Here is a 23,333-nt window from a genome sequence, read left to right on the forward strand (position 1 = left end):
CACCGAAATCAGGCCAATCGGCCTTGAAACCGCGACAATTCCTGCTTTTGTCAAATTCATCAGGCATGTTTGTTGCCGTATTGGTCTACATTGAGGCCGATTCGAGGAGATGAAAGGCACTTTAATGCGACGGCTTTTGATCGGACTGGGCAGCCTGGTATTCATGCTGGTGACCATCATATTGGTCGTACCACTGTTCCTGCCCAAGGATGAGATCAAGCGCCAGGTGGTTGAACAGGTGGACCAACGCCTTGGCTGGCGGGTTAGGCTGGATGGTCCTGTTTCCCTGTCGCTGTTCCCTGGGTTCTCGCTGGTTGCGGAGCAAATCGGCCTCTCCGGAGAAGCCGGTGCAGACGGCATTGAATTTGCCAAAGCCGAGCGTATGGAATTTGGCTTGGCCTGGGGCGGACTGCTGTCCGGCAACATACAGGTGACAGGCATTTCGCTGGATCAACCGGATATTTATCTCGAAATCGGACCAAACGGCACGACCAGCTGGGAACCGCGTCGCGCGTTGGCAGTTGAAGCTGATTCCGACAATCAGCAAGCTGCCCCAAGAGTGGTTGAAGCGCCTGCGCAGACGGACGCAACCGCAGAAGCTGACGGCGGTGCTTCAGCACCTTCGGAGGGATATCTGAAAAGTATTGGTGTCGACAGCCTTGAGATCACCGGCGGGACGGTAACCTATAAAGATCTGTCCACGCCTGAGCCCATCAAGGTTACCGACCTGAACCTTTCTCTCAATGCTCCGGACCTGTCCGGTGTCGTTGACCTGAATTCCAGTTTTGTCTTCAACGAGATTCCGCTTGGGGTCGAAGGTTCCCTGACAAATCCGCTCGGACTGGTTTCAGGTGATCAGGTCCCGGTCAACCTCATTGTATCTTCCGCTGATAACAAGATCACGGTCGGAGGCGAGGCGGGTATCGAACCTGCACGCGCCGAGTTGGCGATTGAAGGGTCCGGACCTTCGCTCAAGGCCCTTGCCGCGCTCGTTGGTCAGGATCTGGCGACGGATCCCGGTGCCTTCAATATGGACGCCAAGGTTTCAGGCACAGAAGCTGCGGTTTCGTTGGCTGATCTGCACATTACGCTCGGTCAATTGTCGCTTGGAGGTGCCGCAGACGCGGACCTTTCCGGCCTTGTGCCGGAACTTTCCGGTCGGCTTGTGCTCAAGGATGGTTCGATTGCGGATCTTCTGTTGCTTTCCGGACAGGATTTGCCGGCAAGTGGAAAATTGAGTGCTGATCTTGCGTTTGACACGGTCGGTCTTACCGGCGAGGAGTTGGTGGCAGGGCTCGACATAAACGGATCGGTTTCGATTTCGGAGGGTGAAATCGGCGGTCTCGGCCTCGCGTCTGCCGTCGGCGGTGACCCGGAAGCAGATCGACTGACCAACCTTGCCATGGATGTTGAGATGCAGGGCCTGGAAAAGCCGATATCCCTCAGCGGTGCAATGACCTGGCGTGGTGAAGGCTTTACGCTTACCGGCAATGCTAATACGGCCAAACTTCTGGCCGGAGGCGAAGCGCCGGTCTCGGTGACGATAAAAGGCAATCGCGTTGGCGCGGGCTTTGACGGATGGGTTGCGCGTACGGGCGCAGTTGACGGCGCTGTTCGTCTGGACACTGCGGATCTGCGCGGCCTTATGGCCTGGATGGGACAGCCGATTGGTGCGGGAGGGGGGCTCAAAACCTTCAAGGCATCCGGCATTTTCGGTGTTCAGGGCGAAACAATCACATTTGAGGAAACCCGTTTTACACTGGACAGCACTTCTGGCGAGGCAAATGGACGTATTGAACTTGCCGGCAAGCCGAAGGTGACTGCCCGCCTCGCATTAGGGGCGCTGGTTCTTGACCCATATCTCGGCGGCAGCGCGCAATCGGGCGGAAAGGCTTCTTCTTCCGGATCCTCAGGCGGCAACGGTGGCGGCAATAGCGGAGGTAACACTGGCAAAAATGGTGGGTGGAGCAACGAGCCGATCGATTTTTCCGGGTTGAGGGCTGTCGATGCGGACTTCAAGGTAACAACGCAGGAAATCCGATGGGACAAGATCAAGATCGATCAGTCTGCACTTTCCGCGACCATAGCGAACGGTCTCCTGACGGCAAACCTGGAAAATCTGTCGCTTTACAATGGCAAGGGAACCGGAACGGTCAAGCTCAACGGGTCTTCTGACACGCCTGATATCGCGGCGAAATTCGCACTGACCAGCCTCGATTCCTACCCCTTGTTGCGTGATGCGGCTGATTTCAGCTGGATTGAAGGCAAGGCGACCATCAATATGGATGTCACTTCCAAAGGGGCGAGTGAGCAGGCGCTTGTTCAAGGCCTTAATGGAAGCGCAAGCTATCAGTTCATGGACGGCGCGATCCGCGGGATCAACATTCCCAAAATGGTGCGTGGTCTTTCCATTGAAACTTTGCTGGGCTGGCAGGAAAACGCGTCGGAAAAGACCGATTTCAGTTCACTCGGTGCGACCTTCCAGATCAACAACGGTGTTGCCAAGACCGAAGACCTGGCGATGGTGGGGCCGCTTTTGCATATGACGGGCAAGGGCACGACCGACATGCCGAAACAAAGCCTTTCCTGGCGCGTTGAGCCGAAGATTGTCCCGACGCTGGAAGGACAAGCTCCTCAACCGCGCCGAAAGGGCGAAGACAAGAAAATGGCCGGCCTTGGCGTGCCCATCGTAATCGAAGGATCCTGGAACGATCCGCGGATCTATCCGGACATCAAAGGCATTCTGGAAAACCCGGAAGCTGCCTATAAGCAACTGCAGAAAACCGGTGGCGAGTTGATTTCCATCTTGCAAGGCAACAAGGAACCCTCGCAGGAACTGGTCGATGCAGCGAACAAGGTTATAGAACGGGCAACCGGAGGAAACACGCAAATCAATGTTCAAAAAGTCATTGAGGGTGATGTTGACGACGAAGAGGTTCTGAAAGCGGTAGAAGAAGGTTTCGGACTGCCTGCGGGCCTTCTTGGCAATGTTTTCGGCAAGCAGAAGAAAAACAACTAGTTTCCGGCTTGTCGGACTATTTGTCTCTTTTGGACGTGTCGTATTGCTCTGACACTTCGTAGTAAGTGTTGAAGCCGATGCGTTCTCTCAGATCTGCGAAACTCATGAGATCCGGCGAGCGATCCTGATCAAGTTTCAGGCGTTCCAATGTGCCGACCATTGCCTTCATCGCACTGGCCATCAGCGTCAGCGGATAGGCGGCGATGGCATACCCGATTTCCTGCAAATCCTTGTGTGACAGGTCCGGCGTTTCGCCGCCTTCCACGATGTTGGCCATTTTGGGTCCCGGCAGCTCCCGGCAAATGGTTTCCATCTCCGAAACGGTTTTGGGTGCCTCGACGAAGAGAATGTCAGCTCCAAGTTCTTTGAACATGCGGGCTCTTTCAATGGCCTCACCAAGTTCATGTTCGTGGCGCGCGTCGGTGCGGGCCAGGATGAGAATGTCGGCTCCGTCCGCGCGGGCGTCGACGGCGGCCCGAATGCGGTCATAAGCTTCCTGCCGCGATACAACTGCCTTTCCCGGCGTGTGGCCGCATCGCTTTGGCGCAAGCTGATCCTCGATCATGACGGCTGCCGCGCCAGCCTTTGCAAAGCCGGTGACTGTCCGGCGAACATTCATGGCGTTTCCGTATCCTTCATCTCCGTCGGCTATCACCGGAATGGAAACGGCATCGGTAATATTTCGGGCCTGATCAAGTACTTCCGAATAAGACATCAGGCCGAGATCGGGTTGGCCGATCCGACTTGCAGAGGCGGCAAATCCCGACATGAATGTCAGATCGAAATCAGCCTGTTCGATCAGTTTCGCCGATAGTGCATCATAGCAGCAGGGCATCACGTGCAGCTTGTCCTGCGCCAGAAGCGTACGGAGGGTGTCGGCCGGAGATGGCATGGTTCGAACCTCAGAAATTAAAGGGTATATAAAGGGCCAGAGCCGGCCAGAAATAAAGGATGGCAACGCTGAACAGCATCAATCCCAGGAACGGCAGCACGCCGCGGGCGACCTCTGACAATTTGGATTTGGCGACCGACTGGATCACATAAAGATTGAGGCCGACAGGCGGCGTGATCAATGCGCACTCAACCATCACCACCATGTAGACGCCGAACCATATCGGGTCAAAACCAAGGATCAGTGCTGCCGGCAAGAGGACCGGTGTCATGATCAGAACCATGGACAGGGCTTCAAACACCAGACCCATGATCAGCAGGACAACCGAGACGACCAGGATAAAAGTCAGAGGGGTGTCGAAATTCTGGCTAATGAACATCGAAATGTCCTGGGGTATCCGATAGAGCGTGATCGCCTTGCCGAAAACTTTTGCGCCAGCCACGATCATCAGGATAGCCACGGTCGTTATCATGCTGTCGAAAATGGCTTCACGGAACGACAACCAGGTTAAGCGCCGCATCGCGAGCGTAATCACAAGCGCACCGGCAAGGCCGATCGCCGCAGCTTCGGTCGGGGTTGCAGCGCCGATATAGATCACTCTGATCACATAAGCAGCCAACAGGACCGAGGGGAGTGCGCGCAGTGACGACCAGAATCTCGTTTCCCAACCTGCCGCTGGGACCGCTTCAAATCCGCCGAACCAGCGCGCATAAATCATGGAGAAAACGATGAACAGCGTGAGCAGAAGAAGGCCCGGGCCTATCCCGGCGAGAAATAGCGAAATGACGGATTGCTCCGTGACGAAGCCATAAACGATCATCGGAATGGAAGGCGGGATGAGAATGCCAAGCGTGCCGCCGGCGGCCAACAATCCATAGACAAATCGTTTCTGATATCCGCGTTCGATCATTTCAGGGATGGCAACCGTGCCAATCGTCGCTGCGGTCGCCACGGACGAACCGGATATCGCGGCGAAGATGCCACAAGATATGATGGTCGCCACTGCCAGACCGCCCGGCCAATGTCCAACCCAGGCATGAACCGCTGCAAAGAGGTCCTTGCCGACCCCACCTTTCAACAGAATGTTGGACATCAACAGGAAAAGCGGTACGGCCAAAAGAATGAAGCCATCCAGAGTGGAGAGAATGGCTTGCGGAGCCATAAGCGGTGAAAAGCCGCCAAACAGAAGCAGAGCCAGTCCCAGCCCGCCGAGGGCAAAGGCAACCGGAACGCGGATCAGAAGAAGGCTGAAGAGAGCCGCAAGGATCAAAATCGTGGTCATGAAGGCGCATCCGCCCCAGGCATTGTGCCGCGCATCGCTTTCAAGACTTCCAACAAGGCTTGAACAAAAAGGAGGGCGAAGCCAACCGGGATTGCCAGTTCGGCAACCCATGTCGGCAAATCGAGCATGGACCCCGTGGTTCTGCCACGTTCAAAGGAATCCCAGAAAATGTCGCCACCGAACCATGTGACAATTCCGCTGAAAAGACCTACGGCCAACATCGACAAGCCGTAGCAAAGCCGTTTCCCGAAGGGCCCAAGGCGCTCCGTAATCGCATCGACAGCGATGTGACGACCGGATTGAAGCAGCCAGGGCATTGCCAGCATTGTTCCCCAGATCAGGCAAAGCTGCGAAAGCTCGGCAGCCCAGATCGTTGGCGCGATGAAGAGATATCGGGCGGCCACTTCATAGGTCAGCATCCCTCCGGCACAAAAGAACAAAAGTGCGGCGATCCACGCCAGGGCGCGCAGCAATGAAGAAAAGGTGGTCATGAAACCCTCAGGATGGGCGGCGGTCAGGCGCTGATCCGCGAAATCGGTTCTGGCGGATGGCAGTCACATGGAAGAACGAGCATGTGCGATGACCGGCGTAAAGCCGATCATCGGTTGAAACAGTCTCGTTTTGGCAAGGTCAGAGTTTTTTCGCGGCATCCATGACCTTTTGACCCAGATCACCGGTTTTCTCGATATAGGCCTCATAGACGGGTTCACTGACGGTTTTCCAGGCGGCAATTTCGTCCGCAGTGGGACGATAAACCGTCATGCCGTTTTCTTCAGCTGCCTTATAAGCGTCCGCCTCGATCTGCGACATGCGATCACGAACATCGTTTTCTGCCGTTAGCGCCGCAGCTTCCACAATCGCCTTGTGCTCATCCGGCAGCCCGTTCCAGAAATCCGTGTTGACGACGACAATGAACTCAATGTCCGCATTGTTGGTGACGGTTATCGTGTCCATCACATCCCAGAGCTTTCTGGATTTCACACCGGAAACACCGGTCATGCCGATATCAACGGTGCCCCGCTGGTACGCAAGATATTGCTCTGAACCTGAGATCAGTGTCGGTGCTCCACCTGCAGCCTTGACGAAGTCGCCGAGGGTCTTGCCGAATACGCGAACCTTTTTGCCCTTCATGTCTTCAGGTGTTTTGATCGGTGTTTCTTTGGACAGCATGATCGCGCCGCCATAGGCCTGCCACCACAGAACGGTCGACCCTGTGTCTTGAATAGCCTCATCCAATGGTCCCCGGACAGCCGATCCGGGGGCGACAGCCGCGCGAACCTTGTCTTCAGTGTCGAACAGGAACGGCTGATAGAAGATGTCGACCGCCGGAACGTCTCCGACATACCGGGTGAGTGAGGCGACGCCCATCTCGATGGCACCGGATCCAACTGCCGCCGGGACTTCCTTGTCCTTGTAAAGCTGGGCGGAATCATAAATCTCGACCGCGATGTCACCGTTTGAATTCTTTTCCACTTCCTCCTTGAAGAGGAGCAGGTTCTGGCCGAGATGGCTGGTGAGCGGCAACTGCAGTGAAATCCGCAATGTCGTGTCGGCTGCCAAAGCGGAGCCAGCAGAAAGACCAAGCGCAATTGCGGCGCCGAGCGCCCAATTCAATGTTTTCATGATTTCCTCCCAAATACGCCGGCCAGTCTGGCAAAGCTGCAATTTGGGGTCAATGAAATCTGTTCCGAACAATCGTTACGATAACTCAACAAACACTTGAGCCATTCAGGAAGCAACAATCGTGGAGCCGTTCAGTCAGTTCGGAAAACGGCGATGGTTTGGCCAAACACAAAAAACCACCGCCGGCGTGACCTCCGGCGATGGTCTTGATCGGGCGGCTGCGCCGCGCTGGCGGAGTTATGGGGGGTAACCGCCCGAAACCGTTGTTACGGCTGAACTGTTGCGAACTCGTCAGGATCCAGCATGCTGTCCTGGTTGGCGTCCGCAGCTTTGAAAAGATCTTCCGACATAGCCGGATTTGCAGCCGTAATTTCTTCAAAAGTCACGAAACCGTCCTGGTTGCTATCGACTGCCTCAAAGGACATGCCCTGTGCAAGAGCCGCAGAAGAAACGGTGAAAGCACCTACGAGGATCGCGGCAGTAAGACGTTTGGACATGATATGACCTCCAACTGTTTGGTTTTGGTCTTGGTGTTCCGTCCATTCGTCAGGTCCCTGCGACCCGTCGAACCGGAACAGGGAGGACTTTGCTGTGGGATCGCGACGGGCAAAGGGCCGCTTGAGGAAAAAGTCGCGGCATTGTTGTGGCCGACATAACGATTCAGTCACTGGTTGGTCAAATTCCTGTCAATTTTGACAGTTTCAGGCAGCTTCGCGACTGAGAAAGGCTTTCTTGCCGTGTTTGTCGTCACCTGACGCCACTTAACGGTAATCACGCGCTCCGAAAATCGCCGAACCGACCCGAACATGAGTCGCGCCGAAGCCAACCGCGGTCTTGTAGTCCGAAGACATGCCCATGGAGAGACCTTTGATCGCGTTGCGGGCAGCGATCTTCTCCAGAAGGGCAAAATGCTCACCGGGAGCTTCATCAATGGGTGGAATGCACATGAGACCGACGATGTTCAATCCGACACCGTCGCGGCAAGCGCGTACGAATGTGTCAACGTCCTGAGGCGCAATTCCCGCCTTCTGCGGTTCCTCGCCAGTGTTGACCTGAATGAAGCACGGCAGCTGGCGATCTTGCCTGTCCATCTCCGATTTCAGCGCTTTCGCAATCTTCAGACGGTCCACGGTGTGGATCACGTCGAATGTGGCAACCGCTTCTTTAGCCTTGTTGGACTGCAAGGGGCCGATCAGATGCAATTCGATCCCATCAAAATCTTCGCGCAGTCCGGGCCATTTCTGCATCGCTTCCTGAACCCGGTTCTCGCCAAAGACACGTTGGCCGGCGTCCAGGACCGGACGAATTGATGCGCTGTCGAATGTTTTGGAAACAGCAATCAATGTGACCGATCCTGAGGCCCGGCTGAATTCGGACTCAGCCTTGCTGATGTCGGTCAGGGTCGCGGCAAGGCGCTCAGCGGCATCGGTCATCAATTTCTCCATGAGAAAACGGTCTGACGAAAGAGACACTCCGGTCTCTGACATTGGCTCCATGCGGTCTGTCATAACCATGTTTGAAATCAGCTTCAAATGGCATCTTAAATCCTAAGTGCCGAAGGCCCGGTCTGCGAGCGGTATCACTTCCTGCAGAACAACTTCATGTGCGCTTTTGACCGGAAAAGGTCCCTGATCCACCCCTCCAAACGCTTTACGGATGCGGCTTTGCGCAATAAACAGGCTTCAGCAGGCACAAACGCCTGACACATGTTGACCGCGGGCAGGATTTCTGGTGACAGTCCGGCAGTCAATCATTCACAAATTCCGCCAGATCCGGCGGCAAGAACAAACGGCATAATTGATGGCAACGGAACGGTACAACGCGCGCGAAGTCGAAGCGCGCTGGCAAAAGGTCTGGAACGACAAGGATGTGTTCGTCACGCATAACGACGACCTGCGCGACAAATATTATGTCCTAGAAATGTTCCCCTATCCGTCCGGCCGCATTCACATGGGCCATGTGCGCAATTACGCCATGGGAGACGTCGTCGCCCGCTACAAGCGTGCGAAAGGCTTTAATGTTCTGCACCCGATGGGATGGGACGCCTTTGGCATGCCTGCAGAAAACGCAGCCATGCAGAACAAGGTTCATCCAAAAGATTGGACCTACGAAAACATTGCCACGATGCGCGACCAGCTCAAGATCATGGGTCTTTCGCTCGACTGGAGCCGAGAATTTGCGACCTGTGATGTGGCGTATTACACGCAGCAGCAGCGCTTGTTCCTGAGGTTCCTGGAAGCAGGTCTCGTTTACCGCAAGAACGCCAAGGTCAATTGGGATCCCGTCGATATGACGGTACTGGCGAACGAGCAGGTGATCGATGGCCGCGGCTGGAGATCGGGTGCGCTGGTTGAGCAGCGGGAGCTGACCCAATGGTTCTTCAAGATCTCTGATTTTTCGGAAGATCTGTTGGAGGCGATCGACACGCTTGACCGCTGGCCGGACAAGGTTCGCCTGATGCAGAAGAACTGGATCGGCCGTTCGGAAGGCCTTCGTGTGCGCTTTGAATTCACCGATGCAGCGCCAACAGGCGACAAGACGCTGGAGATTTTCACCACACGGCCTGACACCTTGTATGGGGCGTCGTTCATGGGGCTTTCGCCCGATCATCCGATCTCGTTGAAGGTGGCCGAAGGCAATCCGGAGCTGCAGGCATTCATCGAGGAATGCCGCAGGGTCGGAACTTCGGAAGAAGCCATTGAAAAAGCGGAGAAGAAGGGGATTGATACCGGCCTTCGGGTCAAGCATCCCCTGGACGCGTCTTTGGAGTTGCCGGTCTATGTCGCCAACTTCATTTTGATGGACTACGGAACCGGCGCCATTTTTGCCTGCCCGGCACACGATCAACGCGATCTGGATTTTGCGCGCAAATATGAGCTGCCGGTCAAACCGGTCGTCTTGCCGAAGGATGCAGACCCGGCAAGTTTTGATGTCGGCAACGAGGCCTTCACCGATGAGGGCACGATCTTCAATTCGGACTTTCTGAACGGTCTTTCAATTGCAGACGCCAAGGAAGCGGTTGCGAAACGACTGGAGACGGACATCGTTGACGGATCGCCTCAGGCAGAGCGTCAGGTCAACTTCCGCCTGCGCGACTGGGGCATTTCACGCCAGCGGTATTGGGGGTGTCCGATCCCGGTCATCCACTGTGACGACTGCGGTGTCGTACCGGAAAAGAATGAAAACCTGCCTGTTCAGTTGCCGGACGACATCAATTTCGACAAGCCGGGCAATCCACTGGATCGACATGCGACCTGGCGCGATACCTCCTGTCCGAAATGCGGGAAACCGGCCAAGCGTGAAACCGACACGATGGATACCTTCGTCGACAGCTCCTGGTACTTCGCGCGGTTCACGGCGCCAGATTGCAGTGAGCCAACCGACCCTGCTGCGGCGACTGGATGGTTGCCGGTCGATCAGTATATCGGCGGCATCGAACACGCGATTCTGCATTTGCTTTATTCGCGTTTCTTTACCCGTGCGATGCAAAAAGTTGGTGCGCTCGATCTGAAAGAGCCATTCAAGGGTCTCTTTACGCAAGGCATGGTCACGCACGAAACCTATCGTCTCGGTGAAGGTGCCAACGGACGCTGGATCGCTCCTGCGGAAATCAAGATCGAGGAAGTCGACGGTTCACGCCAGGCGACCCTGCTTGATACAGGGGACGAGGTTGTCATCGGCTCGATTGAAAAAATGTCGAAGTCCAAACGGAACACCGTCGATCCGACAGACATCATTGACACATACGGCGCGGATACGGCCCGCTGGTTCATGCTGTCTGACAGTCCTCCGGAGCGTGATGTCATCTGGACAGAAGACGGAGTTCAGGGTGCATGGCGCTTTGTCCAGCGTGTCTGGCGTCTGATCGGCGAAATCTCGGAAGAGATCGAGCCTCGCGGCGGAACCGCGCCCGACGTGAGCGGAAAGGCGCTTGAGCTGCGCCGGACCAGTCACAAGACACTGGCCGCCGTTTCGAACGACCTGGAAGGCCTCGGCTTCAACCGGGCGGTTGCCCGTCTCTATGAGCTGGTCAACACGATCAGCAAAACCTTCAACGACGGTGATGCCGATGGAGGAGCGCGTTACGCAATCCGGGAAGCTGCCGATTTCCTGGTCCAGATGATGGCGCCCATGATGCCGCATCTGGCGGAAGAGTGCTGGTCTGCGCTTGGCCATGACAACCTGATTTCCGAGGCCAAATGGCCGGAACCGGAGAGTGAGCTGTTGGTTGAAGACAGTGTCACATATCCGATCCAGGTGAATGGCAAACGGCGTGGCGAACTGACGATTGCAAAAGACGCTTCCAAAGAAGAGGTCGAAGCGGCTACTCTGGCGCTTGAGTTCGTTCGCAGGGCTTTGGACGGAAATTCGCCGAAGAAGCTCATTGTTGTGCCGCAAAGGATCGTAAATGTCGTTGTTTGACAACACCTTCGAGAAGAGAGCCGTTTGGCGGCGCGGTGCACTTTGCGTTGGATTTGCAGCAGCGGTCCTGGTGAGCGGGTGTCAGGTGCGCCCGCTTTACGGCACAAGCACCGGAGAATTCGGGTCGGTTTCGTCACCGGTCGCATCTGAAATGGCGGCCATCGATCTGGCTTCGATCGATGCGCAATTTGCCAACAACGATGCCTCGCGCGTTCTTTACAACGAGCTGACCTACAGGTTTGAGCGCGGCGGCGACGCGCCGGCGAAGAAATACAGGCTGAAGGTGCTGATCGACGTCAGCAATTCTGAAGTAGGTGTGGAACGTTTTGCGGATGTTCCGTCCGCCTATAACACCACGATGAATTCGACCTTCGTCCTGAGCGACCTGGCGACAGATGAAACGCTGATGTCGGGCCGGGCCTTCAAGACCGCTTCTTACGACTTTTCGGATCAACGGTTTGCCAACACGCGCGCCTACCGGGATGCCCAGGAACGGGTTGCCAAGTCGGTTGCCGATGACATAACAGCCCGTGTTGCAGGCTATTTTGCAAGCCAGCAATAGTTTTCTGGCAGAGGTGTTCCGACCGTGACCGTTCTGAAAGCTGCGGAAATCGATCGGTTTGTTGCCAATCCACCTGACGCGGGCGGGGTCGTGCTCGTGTTCGGGCCTGACACCGGACTGGTCTCCGAGCGGGCAACGCGGCTTGTCAACAAAGCCTCTGAGGGGGATAGCGATCCTTTTAATCTGATCAAGATAGACGCCGCGGACATCAGTGCAGACCCCAATCGGCTCATTGATGAAGTGCTGACGGTCCCGCTTTTCGGCGGTCGCCGGATCGTCTGGGTCAAGGACGCCAGCGGCAAAAACCTCAATCCGGCTGTTGAGCCGGTTCTCAAACTGGATGATTGGCAGACCCTTGTTGTCCTCGAAGCCGGAGACATCAAGAAAGGGGCGGGGCTCAGGAAACTTGTCGAGACACACAAGCGTGCTATCGCCTTGCCGTGCTATGCGGACAGCGATCGTGGCATCGATCATTTGATCGACGAGGAAACCCGCGAAGCCGGTCTCTCCATCACGCGGGAAGCGCGCGCCTCTCTGCATAGTCTGCTGGGGGGCGACCGGATGGCAAGCCGGGGGGAGCTAAAGAAGCTCTGCCTATATGCACTCCACAAAGGCCGCATCGACAGTGAAGACATTGAGGCCATTATCGGTGATGCCTCCGCGTTCGAAACATCAGAACTGATCGATGCTGCCGCTGCCGGCGATCTTGCCTTGCTGGATCATGGTCTTGAGCGTTTGGCCGAGGCAGGATCGAAAGCGTCCGTCATTGCCAATCAGGCACTCAAGCATTTTCAGCAATTGCACCGTATGCGTATCGATGTGGACCAGGGCAAAAGTGCACAGGCCGTCATTGATGGCCAGCGCCCCCCTATTTTTTTCAGTCGCAAGCCGAAATTTTCGCAACAATTGCGGATCTGGGCGCTGAAGGACCTTGAAAAAGCGATGGACATTCTGAGCGAAGCGACACGGATCTCCAGGCTGAACGATCCACTTGGTGTGCCGGTTCTGTCCGAAGCGCTCTTGAAACTCGGGCGCGCGGCAAGGGCCAGAAACCAACGGCGTTGAACGGGCGCTTTTTTGGATGCGTCTGTGCATTGGTTGAGTGCAGAGACCGGCTTGGCACATCGTCGTACTTGCTAGTGTGCGCTGCAATAGGGTTTATTCCCGTGCAGAACACAGAAATCGGGAGGCGCAGGTGAGCAAAACCAATCGCGGCAATTTTTTCGAAGATTTTAAGGTCGGACAAGTGATCCGCCACGCAACGCCGCGCACTGTTACCAGTGGTGATCAGACGCTCTATACAGCGCTTTACGGCTCCCGGTTCGCAGTCCAGTCTTCCGATGCCTTTGCCAAGTCGCTAGGCTATGCGCAGGCGCCGGTCGATGATTTCCTGACATTCCACATTGTCTTTGGCAAAACCGTTCCGGACATCTCGCTCAATGCAGTTGCCAATCTGGGTTATGCGGGCGGACGTTTTCTGGCTCCTGTTTATCCGGGAGACACAATCTCAACCATTTCGGAAGTCATCGGGAAGAAAGAAAATTCCAACCGGAAAACGGGCGTCGTTTATGTGCGGTCCACCGGGTACACTTCCACTGGAACAGAGGTTCTGGACTACGTTCGCTGGGTGATGGTCACCAAGCGGGATGCAGGCAGTCCCGCACCCGAGGCCGTCGTGCCCGAATTGCCTGCAGTGTTGGATCCGCAGTCGCTTGGAACCGCTGTGCCGCTGCTTGATGCAGCTAACTGGGACAACGATCTATCGGGGTCGGGCTTCCGCTTTGACGACTATGAAGTCGGCGAAAAAATCGATCATGTCGATGGAATGACCGTTGAGGAAGCCGAGCATCAGATGGCAACTCGGCTTTACCAGAACACGGCCAAGGTGCATTTCAACCTGCATACGGAAGCCCACAACAGGTTCGGTCACAGGCTGGTCTACGGAGGGCACGTGATTTCGATCGCTCGAGCACTGTCCTTCAATGGCCTTGCCAATGCATTCCACATCAGTGGCATCAACGGCGGTCGTCATGTCGGGCCGCTTGGGGCAGGTGACACGGTCTATGCCTGGTCCGAAGTACTGGATAAGTCGGATATCGACGGACGGACTGATGTTGGTGCCTTGCGCCTTCGCCTTGTTGCAACCAAAAACCGGTCTTGTGAAGACTTTCCCGACAAGACCGCTGACGGCAAATATCTGGATGAAGTGATCCTCGACTTCGACTACTGGGCCATGATGCCCAAATAAGGTCTGCCACTATGGTCTCCGGTCGTTTTGGAGATTGCCTGCGCCGGATTTGCCCTGGACAAGATGAGTTTCGATTGCCCACACTCCTGTGAAGACTATGGAGACGCATCAACCATGAAAACCGTATCGTTCACGCAGATGAAAGACGGCACGAAGCAGGACTATGACCTGCTGTCCGAGGCAGAAAAACCGTATCATGGCTTGACCGCTGACCGGATCTTCGCCGAACTTCGACGCCAGGGCGAAGACACGCTTTCAGGCTACAAGATCACGCGGCTTGAACATGGGCTCCAGTCCGCGACTCGGGCGCGTCGGGAAGGTGCTGATATCGACTGGATTGCCGGCGCTTTGTTGCATGATGTTGGCGATGGATTGGCACCGCAGAACCACGATCGGTTTTCAGCCGAAGTCATCCGTCCATTTGTTCGTGACGAAGTGGCCTGGGTGGTCGAGCATCATGGGATCTTTCAAATGATCTATTATGCCCGTCACTATGGCTGGGATGAAAACGCGCGGGATCGTTTCAAGGACCACATGCATTTTCAAGCCTGTGCTGATTTCTGCGAACGCTGGGATCAGTGTTCATTCGACCCGGACTATGAATACGATCCACTAGAGAGTTTTGAACCTCTGGTTCGAGACGTGTTTGCACGCAAGGCCTATGACCCGTCTGTCATTCAGATGGGCGTGTCGAAAGGATTGCCGCCTCTCAGTTGATCAGAGGTGACAATCCAAGGGTAGTGACGTCAGGGTTTGGAAGCTGGAACGACTTCCGTGCTGATTGCACCGACGCTGGCACCTTCATTCGAGGCTTTGGAGCCGAAGGGAACCCAACGCTTGAAGAAGCCGCCAACAGAACTGCCGCGACTGTCTTCCTGCGGAGCAAAGGCGGTTTCAACGGTAGATCCTGATGGAGCATCGGTCACCGGGGCCGCGGTGGCTGGTGCACTTGTGGATGCCGTTTGCTGCGCCGCTGTTGCGTCCGCATTTGCACCAGCTTCCGTTGCTGCGGTCTGCGTGGCTTCGTCGCCTCCCAGGACTTCCGCCAAGCGGTTGGAACGGTCTTCCCAACGCTTCTGACGCTCTTCACGTGCATCGTAGCGCGCTGCGAGTTGCTGGAATTTGGTGTTGTCTTTTTTCTGCTTAGAGGCAACCGCCGAGGCTATGCGCGGGCTCACCTGGTACTCGGGGCATTTGGCCGAAGCGCGGAAAGGTACGCCCTCAACAAGCGTGGTCGCATCGAAGACGTATTTCTTTTCACAGACAGAAACTTGCGGCGGCACGTTGGCAACTTCGAAATGGTCGTACCCGGTCTTCAGCATTTTCCAGAAATCCAAATGCTCGCTGTCCCGGTGACGCGCCATGTTTTCCGGTGTCATGCGGAACGGATATGCCTGGACCTGGAACGAGCGCTGTCCACCTTTAAAGCTGTCGCGGGCGAGAGAATAGATATCCTGTACCTGCTCGTCGGTCATGGCGTAGCAGCCACGGGAGGAGCAGGCTCCATGCACCATGAGGTGCGATCCCGTGCGTCCGTGAGACTGGTCATACCGGTTTGGGTAGCCAAGATTGAAGGCCAGGTGATAACTGGAATTCGGGTTCATCAGCGCAGGCGTGATTTCGTAGAAGCCTTCTGGTGCCTGGCGGTCACCTTCTTTGAATTTCGGACCGAGTTTGCCCGACCACTTGCAGATTTCGAAGTCTTCAAGAAGTTTGTATTTGCCTGACTTTGTCTGCTTCCAGACCTCGAGCTGAGACTCTTCCTTGAAGATCCGGATCATGATCGGTGATGTCGAACTCATGTTGAGATCGTTCATCTTGCGCTTGAGTGAAGCGCTGACCGGCAGATTGGCCTTGTTGGGACCGGCGCTGAATTCATCTGCCTGGCAAGCTGCGAGAAAACCTGCTGCGAGTATGACAGCCCCGAGCCTGACGGCCTTGCGACCCTTTCGGCGTTGCTCTGTCTGCAGCAGGGCTGCTGGCGATTTTAAAATACGCCGAAACACCATTATTACTATCCCAAACTTGTTGGAAAGCGTCCCAAACCTAGCGAAAGCCCTACGCGGTCAGGTCGCATTTCCTGCGTCTCGCCCCCGCGCAAAGGCTAGGGAATGATGGTTGACGATAGGTTACTGGACCGGAATTGCCTTCGCGATGCAAATTCCGGTGATCAGAACAACTTTTTCTCCAAATGAAAAACGTGCCCAACTTGGCTTGAATGAGGGTAAATTCTGGCCATAGCAAGGCGAAAGCGGCCGAAAGCCGCTTTAAACCGAGTAAAATACTCACAATTTCAATGGAATGCCTGACGGCCTGTCAGCCGAGTGTTCGGCCAATGGAGATGAATTTCTCGCGGCGCTGCTTGCGTAATTCTTCAGCGGAAAGTTCCGCCATGCTTTTCAAAGCAGTCTCGATTGCCTTGCCGGTGTTGTCGATCACAATTTCGCGTGCTCTGTGCGCACCGCCGACAGGTTCGCCGATAATTTCGTCAATCACGCCCAATTGCCTGAGATCCTGAGCCGTGATTTTCAACGCTGTTGCAGCGTCCTGTGCCTTGGCGCTGTCGCGCCAGAGGATCGAAGCTGCACCTTCCGGCGAAATCACGGAGTAAATTGCATGTTCGAGCATCAGCACCCGGCTTGACGTTGCAATCGCTATTGCACCGCCCGATCCGCCTTCCCCAACAACAACGGCAACGGAAGGGGTGCTGAGGCCAAGACCCTTGTCCGTCGATCTGGCTATGGCCTCAGACTGACCGCGTTCTTCCGCGCCCCGGCCAGGATACGCACCGGACGTATCGACGAAACTCACCAGCGGCAAGCCGAAGCGTTCCGCCATTTCCATGACCCTTACGGCCTTGCGGTAACCTTCCGGGCGAACCATGCCGAAATTGTGCTTCAGGCGGGATTCCGTATCGTGGCCTTTTTCCTGCGCGAGCACCGCAACGGACTGGCCGCGGAAACGACCGATCCCGGCAATCAGCGCGTGGTCTTCCGCGAATTTCCTATCTCCGGCGAGCGGAGTGAAATCCTCAATCAGTCCGGCGATATAGTCGACAGCGTGTGGGCGGTCCGGGTGCCTGGCAACAAGTGTTTTCTGCCAGGGGGTCAGCTTGGTGTAGAGGTCCTGCAGCGTCTGCGACGATTTGGTTTTCAGCCGTTCGATTTCACTGTCGACATTGACTTCTTCACCGTCTTCAGCTGCGAGAGCCTTCAGTTCCTGGATCTTGCCTTCAATGTCTGCAACGGGCTTTTCGAATTCCAAATAGCTGTGCATTTACTCGGTTACCTGAACAAGCCGGCACCGCCTTAAAAATCGGTCGATCCGGAAATAATTGACGGGTCACGGCATTCGCCATGTTGTCATAACGTGGAGGGCTGTAACAAGAGACGCAAGGGGGCGCAAGCCTCGGCTGTTGTTCCGGGCTCCGAATAGACCCTATTTCAAGAAGAAGCCTTGAATTGAACCGATTTGGTCTGCGATTCCGAACCGGATCAGCGGCGCGCGGCCTGTTCCCTGCCAGCGCCGTCAACGCTCAGTTTTGTCGCTTCAACCACGAGCCGCCCGTTTTTAGTGTCCATGGAAATGCGATACGGGATCAAAACGTTGTCCCGCCCAAGCGGAGCGATCCAGATTTCCATGTTGGCGCGAGCCATGCGCTTGACCGATTCCTTCGAAGGACGGTGGCCTGCGATGGGAACCCAGCGGGCCTTGCAGACAACAACCGGCCCGTCATAGCCGCGTCCGGAAACTTCCTTTGTTCCCTGGTAGCTCAGCTTGATGTCGAAACGGGTCCAGCCATCGAAAATCGGAAGCTTCCTGCTGCACGCTTTCGGGCCCAGACTGTCTTTTGCGCGTCCGACCGGCATCAGCGCTGCGCTCAGCGGGTCAATCGCGTTGCGTTTATGGCGCCGAGTGACCTTGATGCGCTCGGCGTTCGGTTTGAATTGCGGCGCAACGTCCGAGGAACGAATATGGCCTGAACCCTGGTTAAGCTTGACGTAGAAGTCGATGTTGGAAGCGTGGGAAGCCATACGGTACTTGGAGGGAACAACCTTCGAGCCGACCAGCCATCCCGACGCTTCAGCGCCTCCTTTGCCGGTGGAGAACAGAGTTCCGATCCCGGCGGGTGCAAGGCTGACTTTGGCGGAATAGGCGTTGCCTTTCATGGCCAGCGAGAGCGTGCCCTTGCCGATCTTGAAGCCGGCAATCGAAATTGCATAAAGGCCGCCGATATTCGTTTTCTTGGCTTCTGCAGGTGTGACCAGCAGTGCACCAACAACCATCGGCAGGGCGACCAGCCGCCCGAGAGACGTCAAACCAAACACTTTAAAACCTCCGGCCTGCCAAAACGGCAGCAAATTGCGCCCCCGCGCCTTGAAGTGTTCCGCGACGGTAACCATAGCATGAAATCAGCGTGCAGAACGAAATCAATCATTCTAAATTATGGTAACTCACTGGTTAACGCTTGGCACTTCTGCGAATTAAGTCAGAGAAATTCCGCATTAGGCCTCAGATCTCTTGACCTGCGCGCGCGCTGCCATTATAGCGGAGCAACTTTTTCCGAGAAATGCCGGAGACGATGTCGCCGGACCTAAGGTCCGCGCCGGTTCCGGTTTGGACTTGCTGGGTTCCAAGTAACGGCCCAGCCACGAAAACAAAAGGTGATATCATGGCACGCCGTTGCGAACTCTCCGGCAAAGATGTGATGACGGGCAACAACGTCTCTCACGCGAACAACAAGTCCCGCCGCCGGTTCCTGCCGAACCTGTGCAATGTCTCTCTGCTGAGCGACACGCTTGGCGAAAGCTTCAAGCTGAAGGTCAGTGCGCATGCACTGCGTTCCGTTGAGCATCGTGGTGGTCTTGACGCATATCTTCTGAAAGCCAGCGATGCTGAGCTTTCAACAGCTGCTCGCAAGATCAAAACCAGCATCAAGCGCAAGCAGGCCGAAGCCGTAGCCGCTTAATTCCCGTTAGGGCATAAAAATGACAGACACCCGGAGCTTCTCCGTGGGCCATTACGCCATCGCGATCCTCGCGATGGCGCTCGTTGTTGTGGCCTCCAACTACCTCGTTCAATTTCCCGTGCAGCAAATCGTCGGTGGTATCAATCTGGCCGATACGCTGACCTGGGGCGCGTTCACGTACCCAATTGCGTTTTTGGTGACGGACCTGACCAATCGCCGTTTCGGACCAACAGCCGCACGCAGAGTGGTTATTTCCGGCTTTGTTCTGGCAATCGTCATTCCGCTGCTTTTCTGGACAGCCGATGAAGCCTTCACCACGCCGCGCATCCTGATTGCGTCCGGTACAGCCTTCCTGGTGGCTCAGTTGCTCGACGTGACGATCTTTGACCGCCTGCGCCGGATGGCTTGGTGGAAAGCGCCGATCACTTCGTCGCTGATCGGCTCGATGATCGATACCATCCTGTTCTTTGGTATCGCCTTCGCCGCTAGCTTTGCTTTCATTGACGGGTTCTTCGGCATGGACAACGGTTCTTTGGCATTCCCGGTTCCGTTCCTCGGGATCAGCGAAGGAACACAGACACTGTTGTGGGTGTCGCTGGCAGCCGGAGACTTCCTCGTGAAGATGCTGGTAGCAGTTGCCTTGCTTGCACCTTACCGGATTGTCCTTGGTCTATTCCAGCCGGTTCCCAACGGATCTGCTGCCTGAGGCGACCAGGACACTGTTACTTCTTAAATGGCGCTCAATCGGGCGCCATTTCTTGTTTCAGGCTGACTTGCGATCCGCCTTGAATGCTGTGGTGTTGCCGCAATTGCTTTCCTGGCTGAAACACAGCAGGTTTAAACATTTCCTGACCAGGTCCATTGGATGTAAAGCATGAAGAAGTTTGAGGGCGGTTGTCTGTGCGGCAAAGTGCGTTTTGTCGCGTCTGGGAAGCCCTATCGCGTCGGTCTGTGTCACTGCATGGACTGCCGTAAGCAGCATGGCGCGCTCTTTCATGCTTCCGCGGTCTTTCCGGAAGATGCAGTGATCATCGAGGGAGACGTGAAAGAATTTGCTGGGCGTTACTTTTGCCCGGAATGCGGCTCGTCCGTTTACTCCCGCACATTGGACGAGATCGAGGTCAATCTGGGTGCACTGGACGCACCGGATCAGCTCACGCCAACCTATGAACTCTGGACCATTCGCCGGGAAAACTGGTTGCCTGAGTTTCCACTCAAGACGATGTATGACCGGGATCGCACGTCGAAGGATCGCTCAGAAGATTGAGGTGAATGCGGCCATCCTGGCGCATGCAAGGAACTCATTTCTGTATTCATACAAGGGTCAGATGGAAGGAAACAAACAGGTTAGTCATCCAGTCGAAACCGCAAGAACACCGTTCTTTGCAGCAAGGAGCGGTTGTTGTCGGAAAGAAGCGTCAGAATAGTTTCACCCTTGTCGTTCTGGTGAATGCTGAGTGCTTCCATGTTGTCGATCTGATAGCCGTAGTCTGCTTCCAACAGGATTTCACCTTCGAGTTTCGCGCCCGGTAAAATCGAAGCGGCTTCAAACCGCCGCAATCGCAGACCGATCAGGTCTCGCAGATTAAAGCGGCGCTCCATCAGCACTAGATCACCATTTGGTAAAAACGCTGCGTCCGTTGCATCGAAACGATCCTCGCGATTGATGCTGAAACGTTCCGTACCATCGGGGCGGACAATGTAGCCCTTGAGGTCCTGAAAATCGCTCGGAGAAGTTTCCGCAATGGCAATCAGCTTTCCGGCCAGGGGGCTGTCGGCAGGCGATGCTGCCAGTGATTCCAGACCCGCATTGCGCGGCAGTCCCCTGATTTCGTCGACAAGGGCAACCTCGCCGATCATATGTTCCTTGCCGGTGGCAAGCGGCCAGGGATAGTGATAGATGGCATTGCGCGTTTCAGCGGTCACATAAAGACCAGTCTCTGAAAGTGTCAGGGCTTCCGTATCGTGGCCCCAGCGCGCGGTTAGTGTTTTGCCGTCATGGCCGAGCAGTTGGGCGTAAGAGACATCTTTGATGTCGAGTGGGCGTCCGTCCGGAGCCTGTTCGATGGCGCCTGTGACCCAATGACCATTGTCGGTCACCGCCAGAAAGCGATCACCGCCATCCAGACTGATCAGGCCGGAGAGGCCGCCGATCTTCCGATCCGACGCCAGAAGCTCCAGTCCGCCAAGAAATGTCAGCTTCCCGAACTCGGTGTCTTCATGACCGATCCGGAATGTCTCGATGTTCTTTGTGCGAACCTTTACCGGTTCGCCCTGCGACAGCAATTGCTGTGCGAGTGCATGATCTTGCCAGGTGACCAAAGTGCACAGGAACATCACGGCCGCGACTAGGCATCCTCTGATGTTGCGACGTTTTCCCGGTGCCTGCGTCATTTGCTCAAGTGTTATCGCCGCCCAGCTCGGCGCCGGCCGCGGGTCTGCAGTGAGGTGTCGACTTCGTCGTCAAACAGATCAGCAAGCTGATCAGTCATCGCCCCGGCAAGTTCTTCGGCATCGACAATGGTGACGGCCCTTCGGTAATAGCGGGTTACATCGTGCCCGATCCCGATGGCAATCAGCTCCACCGGAGATCTGGTTTCAATGTCTTCGATCACATAGCGCAGATGCCGCTCGAGATAGTTGCCCGGATTGACCGACAGCGTTGTGTCGTCTACCGGCGCGCCATCCGAAATCATCATGAGGATCCGGCGCTGTTCCGGGCGGGCCAGAAGCCGGTCATGGGCCCAGAGAAGCGCTTCGCCGTCAATGTTCTCCTTCAGCAGGCCTTCGCGCATCATCAGGCCCAGGTTTCGCCTTGCACGGCGCCAGGGAGCGTCAGCGGATTTGTAGATGATATGGCGCAGATCGTTGAGGCGCCCGGGTGTCGGTGGTTTTCCGGCTCCAATCCAGCTTTCCCGCGACTGTCCACCTTTCCAGGCCTTGGTGGTAAAGCCCAGGATTTCCACCTTCACGCCGCAGCGCTCCAAGGTGCGCGCGAGAATATCGGCGCATGTGGCAGCTACTGTTATGGGTCGTCCGCGCATGGATCCCGAATTGTCCAGAAGCAGCGTTACCACCGTGTCGCGGAAATTGGTGTCGCGTTCCTGTTTGAACGCAAGCGGAGCCATCGGATCCGTGACCGCGCGTGTCAGGCGTGCGGTATCCAGAAGACCCTCTTCCAGATCAAAGTCCCAGGCACGGCTCTGCTGGGCCATCAGTTTGCGTTGCAGGCGGTTGGCAAGTCGGGCCACGGCTCCTTGCAAGTGCGTCAGCTGTTTGTCGAGAAAGCCGCGAAGTCTATCAAGCTCAGCGCTATCGCACAGCTCTTCCGCCGTTACCGTTTCGTCGAACTGGAAGGTAAAGACACGATAGTCAGTCTCGGGACGGTTGGAAAACGGGCTCTCGGACCTCTCGCTTTCTCCAGGCTCCTCGGAGTCCTCGATCATATCCTGCTCGGCGAAGTCGTCCATGTCGGCTTCGGCAGCTTCCGTATCGCCGCTGTCCTGCTCTTCGCTGGACATGTCCATGTCCTGAGGTGAGGATTCCTGTTCGCCGGTGTTTTCCTCGCTGTCGTCTCCTGTTTCGGCTTCGTCGTTGTTGCCGTCATCCTCGTTTTGGTCAGGGTCCATTTCATCGTCGGTATCGCCAATCTCGTCGGCCATATCGAGCGATTTCAAAACGTCCCGCAAACGAGCGGCAAAGAGAGACTGATCTTCGACTTCCGCTTCCAGGCGATCCAAGTCCCCGCCTGCTTTGTCTTCAACCCATCCGCGCCACATATCGACGAGTTTTTCCGCGCTCTCCGGCGGCTTGGCACCGGTCAGCCTTTCGCGAACGATGAGAGACAGAGCGTCTTGAAGCGGCGCATCTTCCCGGCTGGCAACATCCGCGGCTCCTGATTTGCGGAACCGGTCATCCAGCATCACTGCCAGGTTGTCGGCAACACCCTGCATCCGGCGCGCACCAACAGCCTCACAGCGTGCTTGCTCAACGGCTTCGAAGATGGCCCGGGCTTCCGGTCCCTGCGGCATGTTCTTGGCGTGAACGGCCTTGTCATGGCAGGCAATGCGCAATGCCATGGAATCCGACAGGCCTCGCGTTACTGCCACTTCGTGGGCATTGACCTTTCGAGAGGGTTCCGGCAACCGGGCGGACATGCCGGACAGTCCCGGACGGTCACCGGAAAAAACGACTTCCAGCTCCGACTCACCGGAAATGGCCCGCATGGTGCCGCTGACCGATTGCTTGAACGGTTCGGTACTTGGTGCGGGCTTGTTTCCCGGAAGTGTGTTGTGTCCTGGCCTCGGCGCCATACT

General features: G+C 56.0%; 20 protein-coding genes. 9 read left to right on the top strand and 11 right to left on the bottom strand.

The genetic code is table 11. The annotated features are described in order from the left end of the window. The first annotated feature begins 124 nt into the window (after window positions 1-124). Complete coding sequence (locus Q0835_RS26305; protein ID WP_298965869.1) at window positions 125-3,019, top strand: AsmA family protein; 2,895 nt, start codon at window positions 125-127, stop codon at window positions 3,017-3,019. A gap of 16 nt (window positions 3,020-3,035) precedes the next feature. Here the strand turns inward: Q0835_RS26305 and Q0835_RS26310 are convergent, their stop codons facing one another. The 6 genes from Q0835_RS26310 to Q0835_RS26335 all read right to left on the bottom strand — a co-directional run bounded on the left by Q0835_RS26310 (window position 3,036) and on the right by Q0835_RS26335 (window position 8,249). Continuing rightward, a complete protein-coding gene (locus tag Q0835_RS26310; protein WP_298965872.1) occupies window positions 3,036-3,911 on the bottom strand; it encodes an isocitrate lyase/PEP mutase family protein in 876 nt (291 codons plus the stop codon). Between the two features lie 10 nt (window positions 3,912-3,921). Beyond that, window positions 3,922-5,193, bottom strand: a complete 1,272-nt coding sequence (locus tag Q0835_RS26315; RefSeq protein ID WP_298965874.1) for a TRAP transporter large permease — start codon at window positions 5,191-5,193, stop codon at window positions 3,922-3,924. Then, complete coding sequence (locus Q0835_RS26320; protein WP_298965877.1) at window positions 5,190-5,684, bottom strand: TRAP transporter small permease; 495 nt, start codon at window positions 5,682-5,684, stop codon at window positions 5,190-5,192. The genes Q0835_RS26315 and Q0835_RS26320 overlap by 4 nt, the downstream gene beginning before the upstream one ends. Window positions 5,685-5,823: 139 nt before the next feature. Then, the gene (gene dctP, locus Q0835_RS26325) at window positions 5,824-6,816 is read right to left on the bottom strand and encodes a TRAP transporter substrate-binding protein DctP (RefSeq protein ID WP_298965880.1); all 993 of its coding nucleotides are present in this window, start codon (window positions 6,814-6,816) and stop codon (window positions 5,824-5,826) included. Window positions 6,817-7,082: 266 nt separating this feature from the next. After that, the gene (locus tag Q0835_RS26330; RefSeq protein WP_298965883.1) at window positions 7,083-7,313 is read right to left on the bottom strand and encodes a hypothetical protein; all 231 of its coding nucleotides are present in this window, start codon (window positions 7,311-7,313) and stop codon (window positions 7,083-7,085) included. 264 nt (window positions 7,314-7,577) lie between these two features. Then, the gene (locus tag Q0835_RS26335) at window positions 7,578-8,249 is read right to left on the bottom strand and encodes a YggS family pyridoxal phosphate-dependent enzyme (protein ID WP_298965887.1); all 672 of its coding nucleotides are present in this window, start codon (window positions 8,247-8,249) and stop codon (window positions 7,578-7,580) included. A gap of 367 nt (window positions 8,250-8,616) precedes the next feature. Here Q0835_RS26335 and leuS point away from each other — a divergent pair, with 367 nt between their 5' ends. From leuS to Q0835_RS26360, 5 genes are all read left to right on the top strand, one after another. Further along, entirely contained in the window at window positions 8,617-11,238 is a 2,622-nt protein-coding gene (gene leuS, locus Q0835_RS26340) for a leucine--tRNA ligase (RefSeq protein WP_298965890.1), read from the top strand. Further along, complete coding sequence (locus Q0835_RS26345) at window positions 11,225-11,800, top strand: hypothetical protein (RefSeq protein ID WP_298965892.1); 576 nt, start codon at window positions 11,225-11,227, stop codon at window positions 11,798-11,800. The genes leuS and Q0835_RS26345 overlap by 14 nt, the downstream gene beginning before the upstream one ends. 24 nt (window positions 11,801-11,824) lie before the next feature. Next, complete coding sequence (gene holA, locus Q0835_RS26350) at window positions 11,825-12,865, top strand: DNA polymerase III subunit delta (RefSeq protein ID WP_298965895.1); 1,041 nt, start codon at window positions 11,825-11,827, stop codon at window positions 12,863-12,865. 130 nt (window positions 12,866-12,995) lie between these two features. After that, window positions 12,996-14,048, top strand: a complete 1,053-nt coding sequence (locus tag Q0835_RS26355) for a MaoC family dehydratase (RefSeq protein ID WP_298965898.1) — start codon at window positions 12,996-12,998, stop codon at window positions 14,046-14,048. Between the two features lie 114 nt (window positions 14,049-14,162). Further along, window positions 14,163-14,765, top strand: a complete 603-nt coding sequence (locus Q0835_RS26360) for an HD domain-containing protein (protein ID WP_298965900.1) — start codon at window positions 14,163-14,165, stop codon at window positions 14,763-14,765. Window positions 14,766-14,794: 29 nt separating this feature from the next. Here Q0835_RS26360 and Q0835_RS26365 read toward each other — a convergent pair whose 3' ends face one another. The 3 genes from Q0835_RS26365 to Q0835_RS26375 form a co-directional block, all read right to left on the bottom strand. Beyond that, window positions 14,795-16,057 carry a murein L,D-transpeptidase family protein gene (locus Q0835_RS26365; RefSeq protein ID WP_298965903.1) on the bottom strand — a complete coding sequence of 421 codons (1,263 nt, stop codon included), beginning with the start codon at window positions 16,055-16,057 and terminating at the stop codon, window positions 14,795-14,797. A gap of 307 nt (window positions 16,058-16,364) precedes the next feature. Continuing rightward, the gene (locus tag Q0835_RS26370) at window positions 16,365-17,324 is read right to left on the bottom strand and encodes an acetyl-CoA carboxylase carboxyltransferase subunit alpha (RefSeq protein ID WP_298817453.1); all 960 of its coding nucleotides are present in this window, start codon (window positions 17,322-17,324) and stop codon (window positions 16,365-16,367) included. Window positions 17,325-17,542: 218 nt separating this feature from the next. After that, a complete protein-coding gene (locus tag Q0835_RS26375; protein ID WP_298965906.1) occupies window positions 17,543-18,376 on the bottom strand; it encodes a DUF3108 domain-containing protein in 834 nt (277 codons plus the stop codon). A 344-nt stretch (window positions 18,377-18,720) separates the two neighbouring features. Between Q0835_RS26375 and rpmB the strand changes: the two genes are divergently transcribed. From rpmB to Q0835_RS26390, 3 genes are all read left to right on the top strand, one after another. Continuing rightward, window positions 18,721-19,017 carry a 50S ribosomal protein L28 gene (gene rpmB, locus Q0835_RS26380; RefSeq protein WP_298817449.1) on the top strand — a complete coding sequence of 99 codons (297 nt, stop codon included), beginning with the start codon at window positions 18,721-18,723 and terminating at the stop codon, window positions 19,015-19,017. Window positions 19,018-19,036: 19 nt separating this feature from the next. Continuing rightward, a complete protein-coding gene (locus Q0835_RS26385) occupies window positions 19,037-19,723 on the top strand; it encodes a queuosine precursor transporter (RefSeq protein WP_298965908.1) in 687 nt (228 codons plus the stop codon). Between the two features lie 168 nt (window positions 19,724-19,891). After that, window positions 19,892-20,284, top strand: coding sequence for a GFA family protein (locus Q0835_RS26390; protein ID WP_298965910.1), 393 nt, complete (start codon window positions 19,892-19,894; stop codon window positions 20,282-20,284). 80 nt (window positions 20,285-20,364) lie between these two features. Here the strand turns inward: Q0835_RS26390 and Q0835_RS26395 are convergent, their stop codons facing one another. Together Q0835_RS26395 and cobT are read right to left on the bottom strand one after the other, a co-directional pair. Beyond that, a complete protein-coding gene (locus Q0835_RS26395) occupies window positions 20,365-21,411 on the bottom strand; it encodes an esterase-like activity of phytase family protein (RefSeq protein WP_298965913.1) in 1,047 nt (348 codons plus the stop codon). Between the two features lie 11 nt (window positions 21,412-21,422). After that, complete coding sequence (gene cobT / locus Q0835_RS26400; RefSeq protein ID WP_298965915.1) at window positions 21,423-23,330, bottom strand: cobaltochelatase subunit CobT; 1,908 nt, start codon at window positions 23,328-23,330, stop codon at window positions 21,423-21,425. Between the last annotated feature and the right edge of the window lie 3 nt (window positions 23,331-23,333).

The organism is uncultured Roseibium sp. (assembly GCF_947499295.1).
Classification (GTDB): Bacteria; Pseudomonadota; Alphaproteobacteria; order Rhizobiales; family Stappiaceae; genus Roseibium.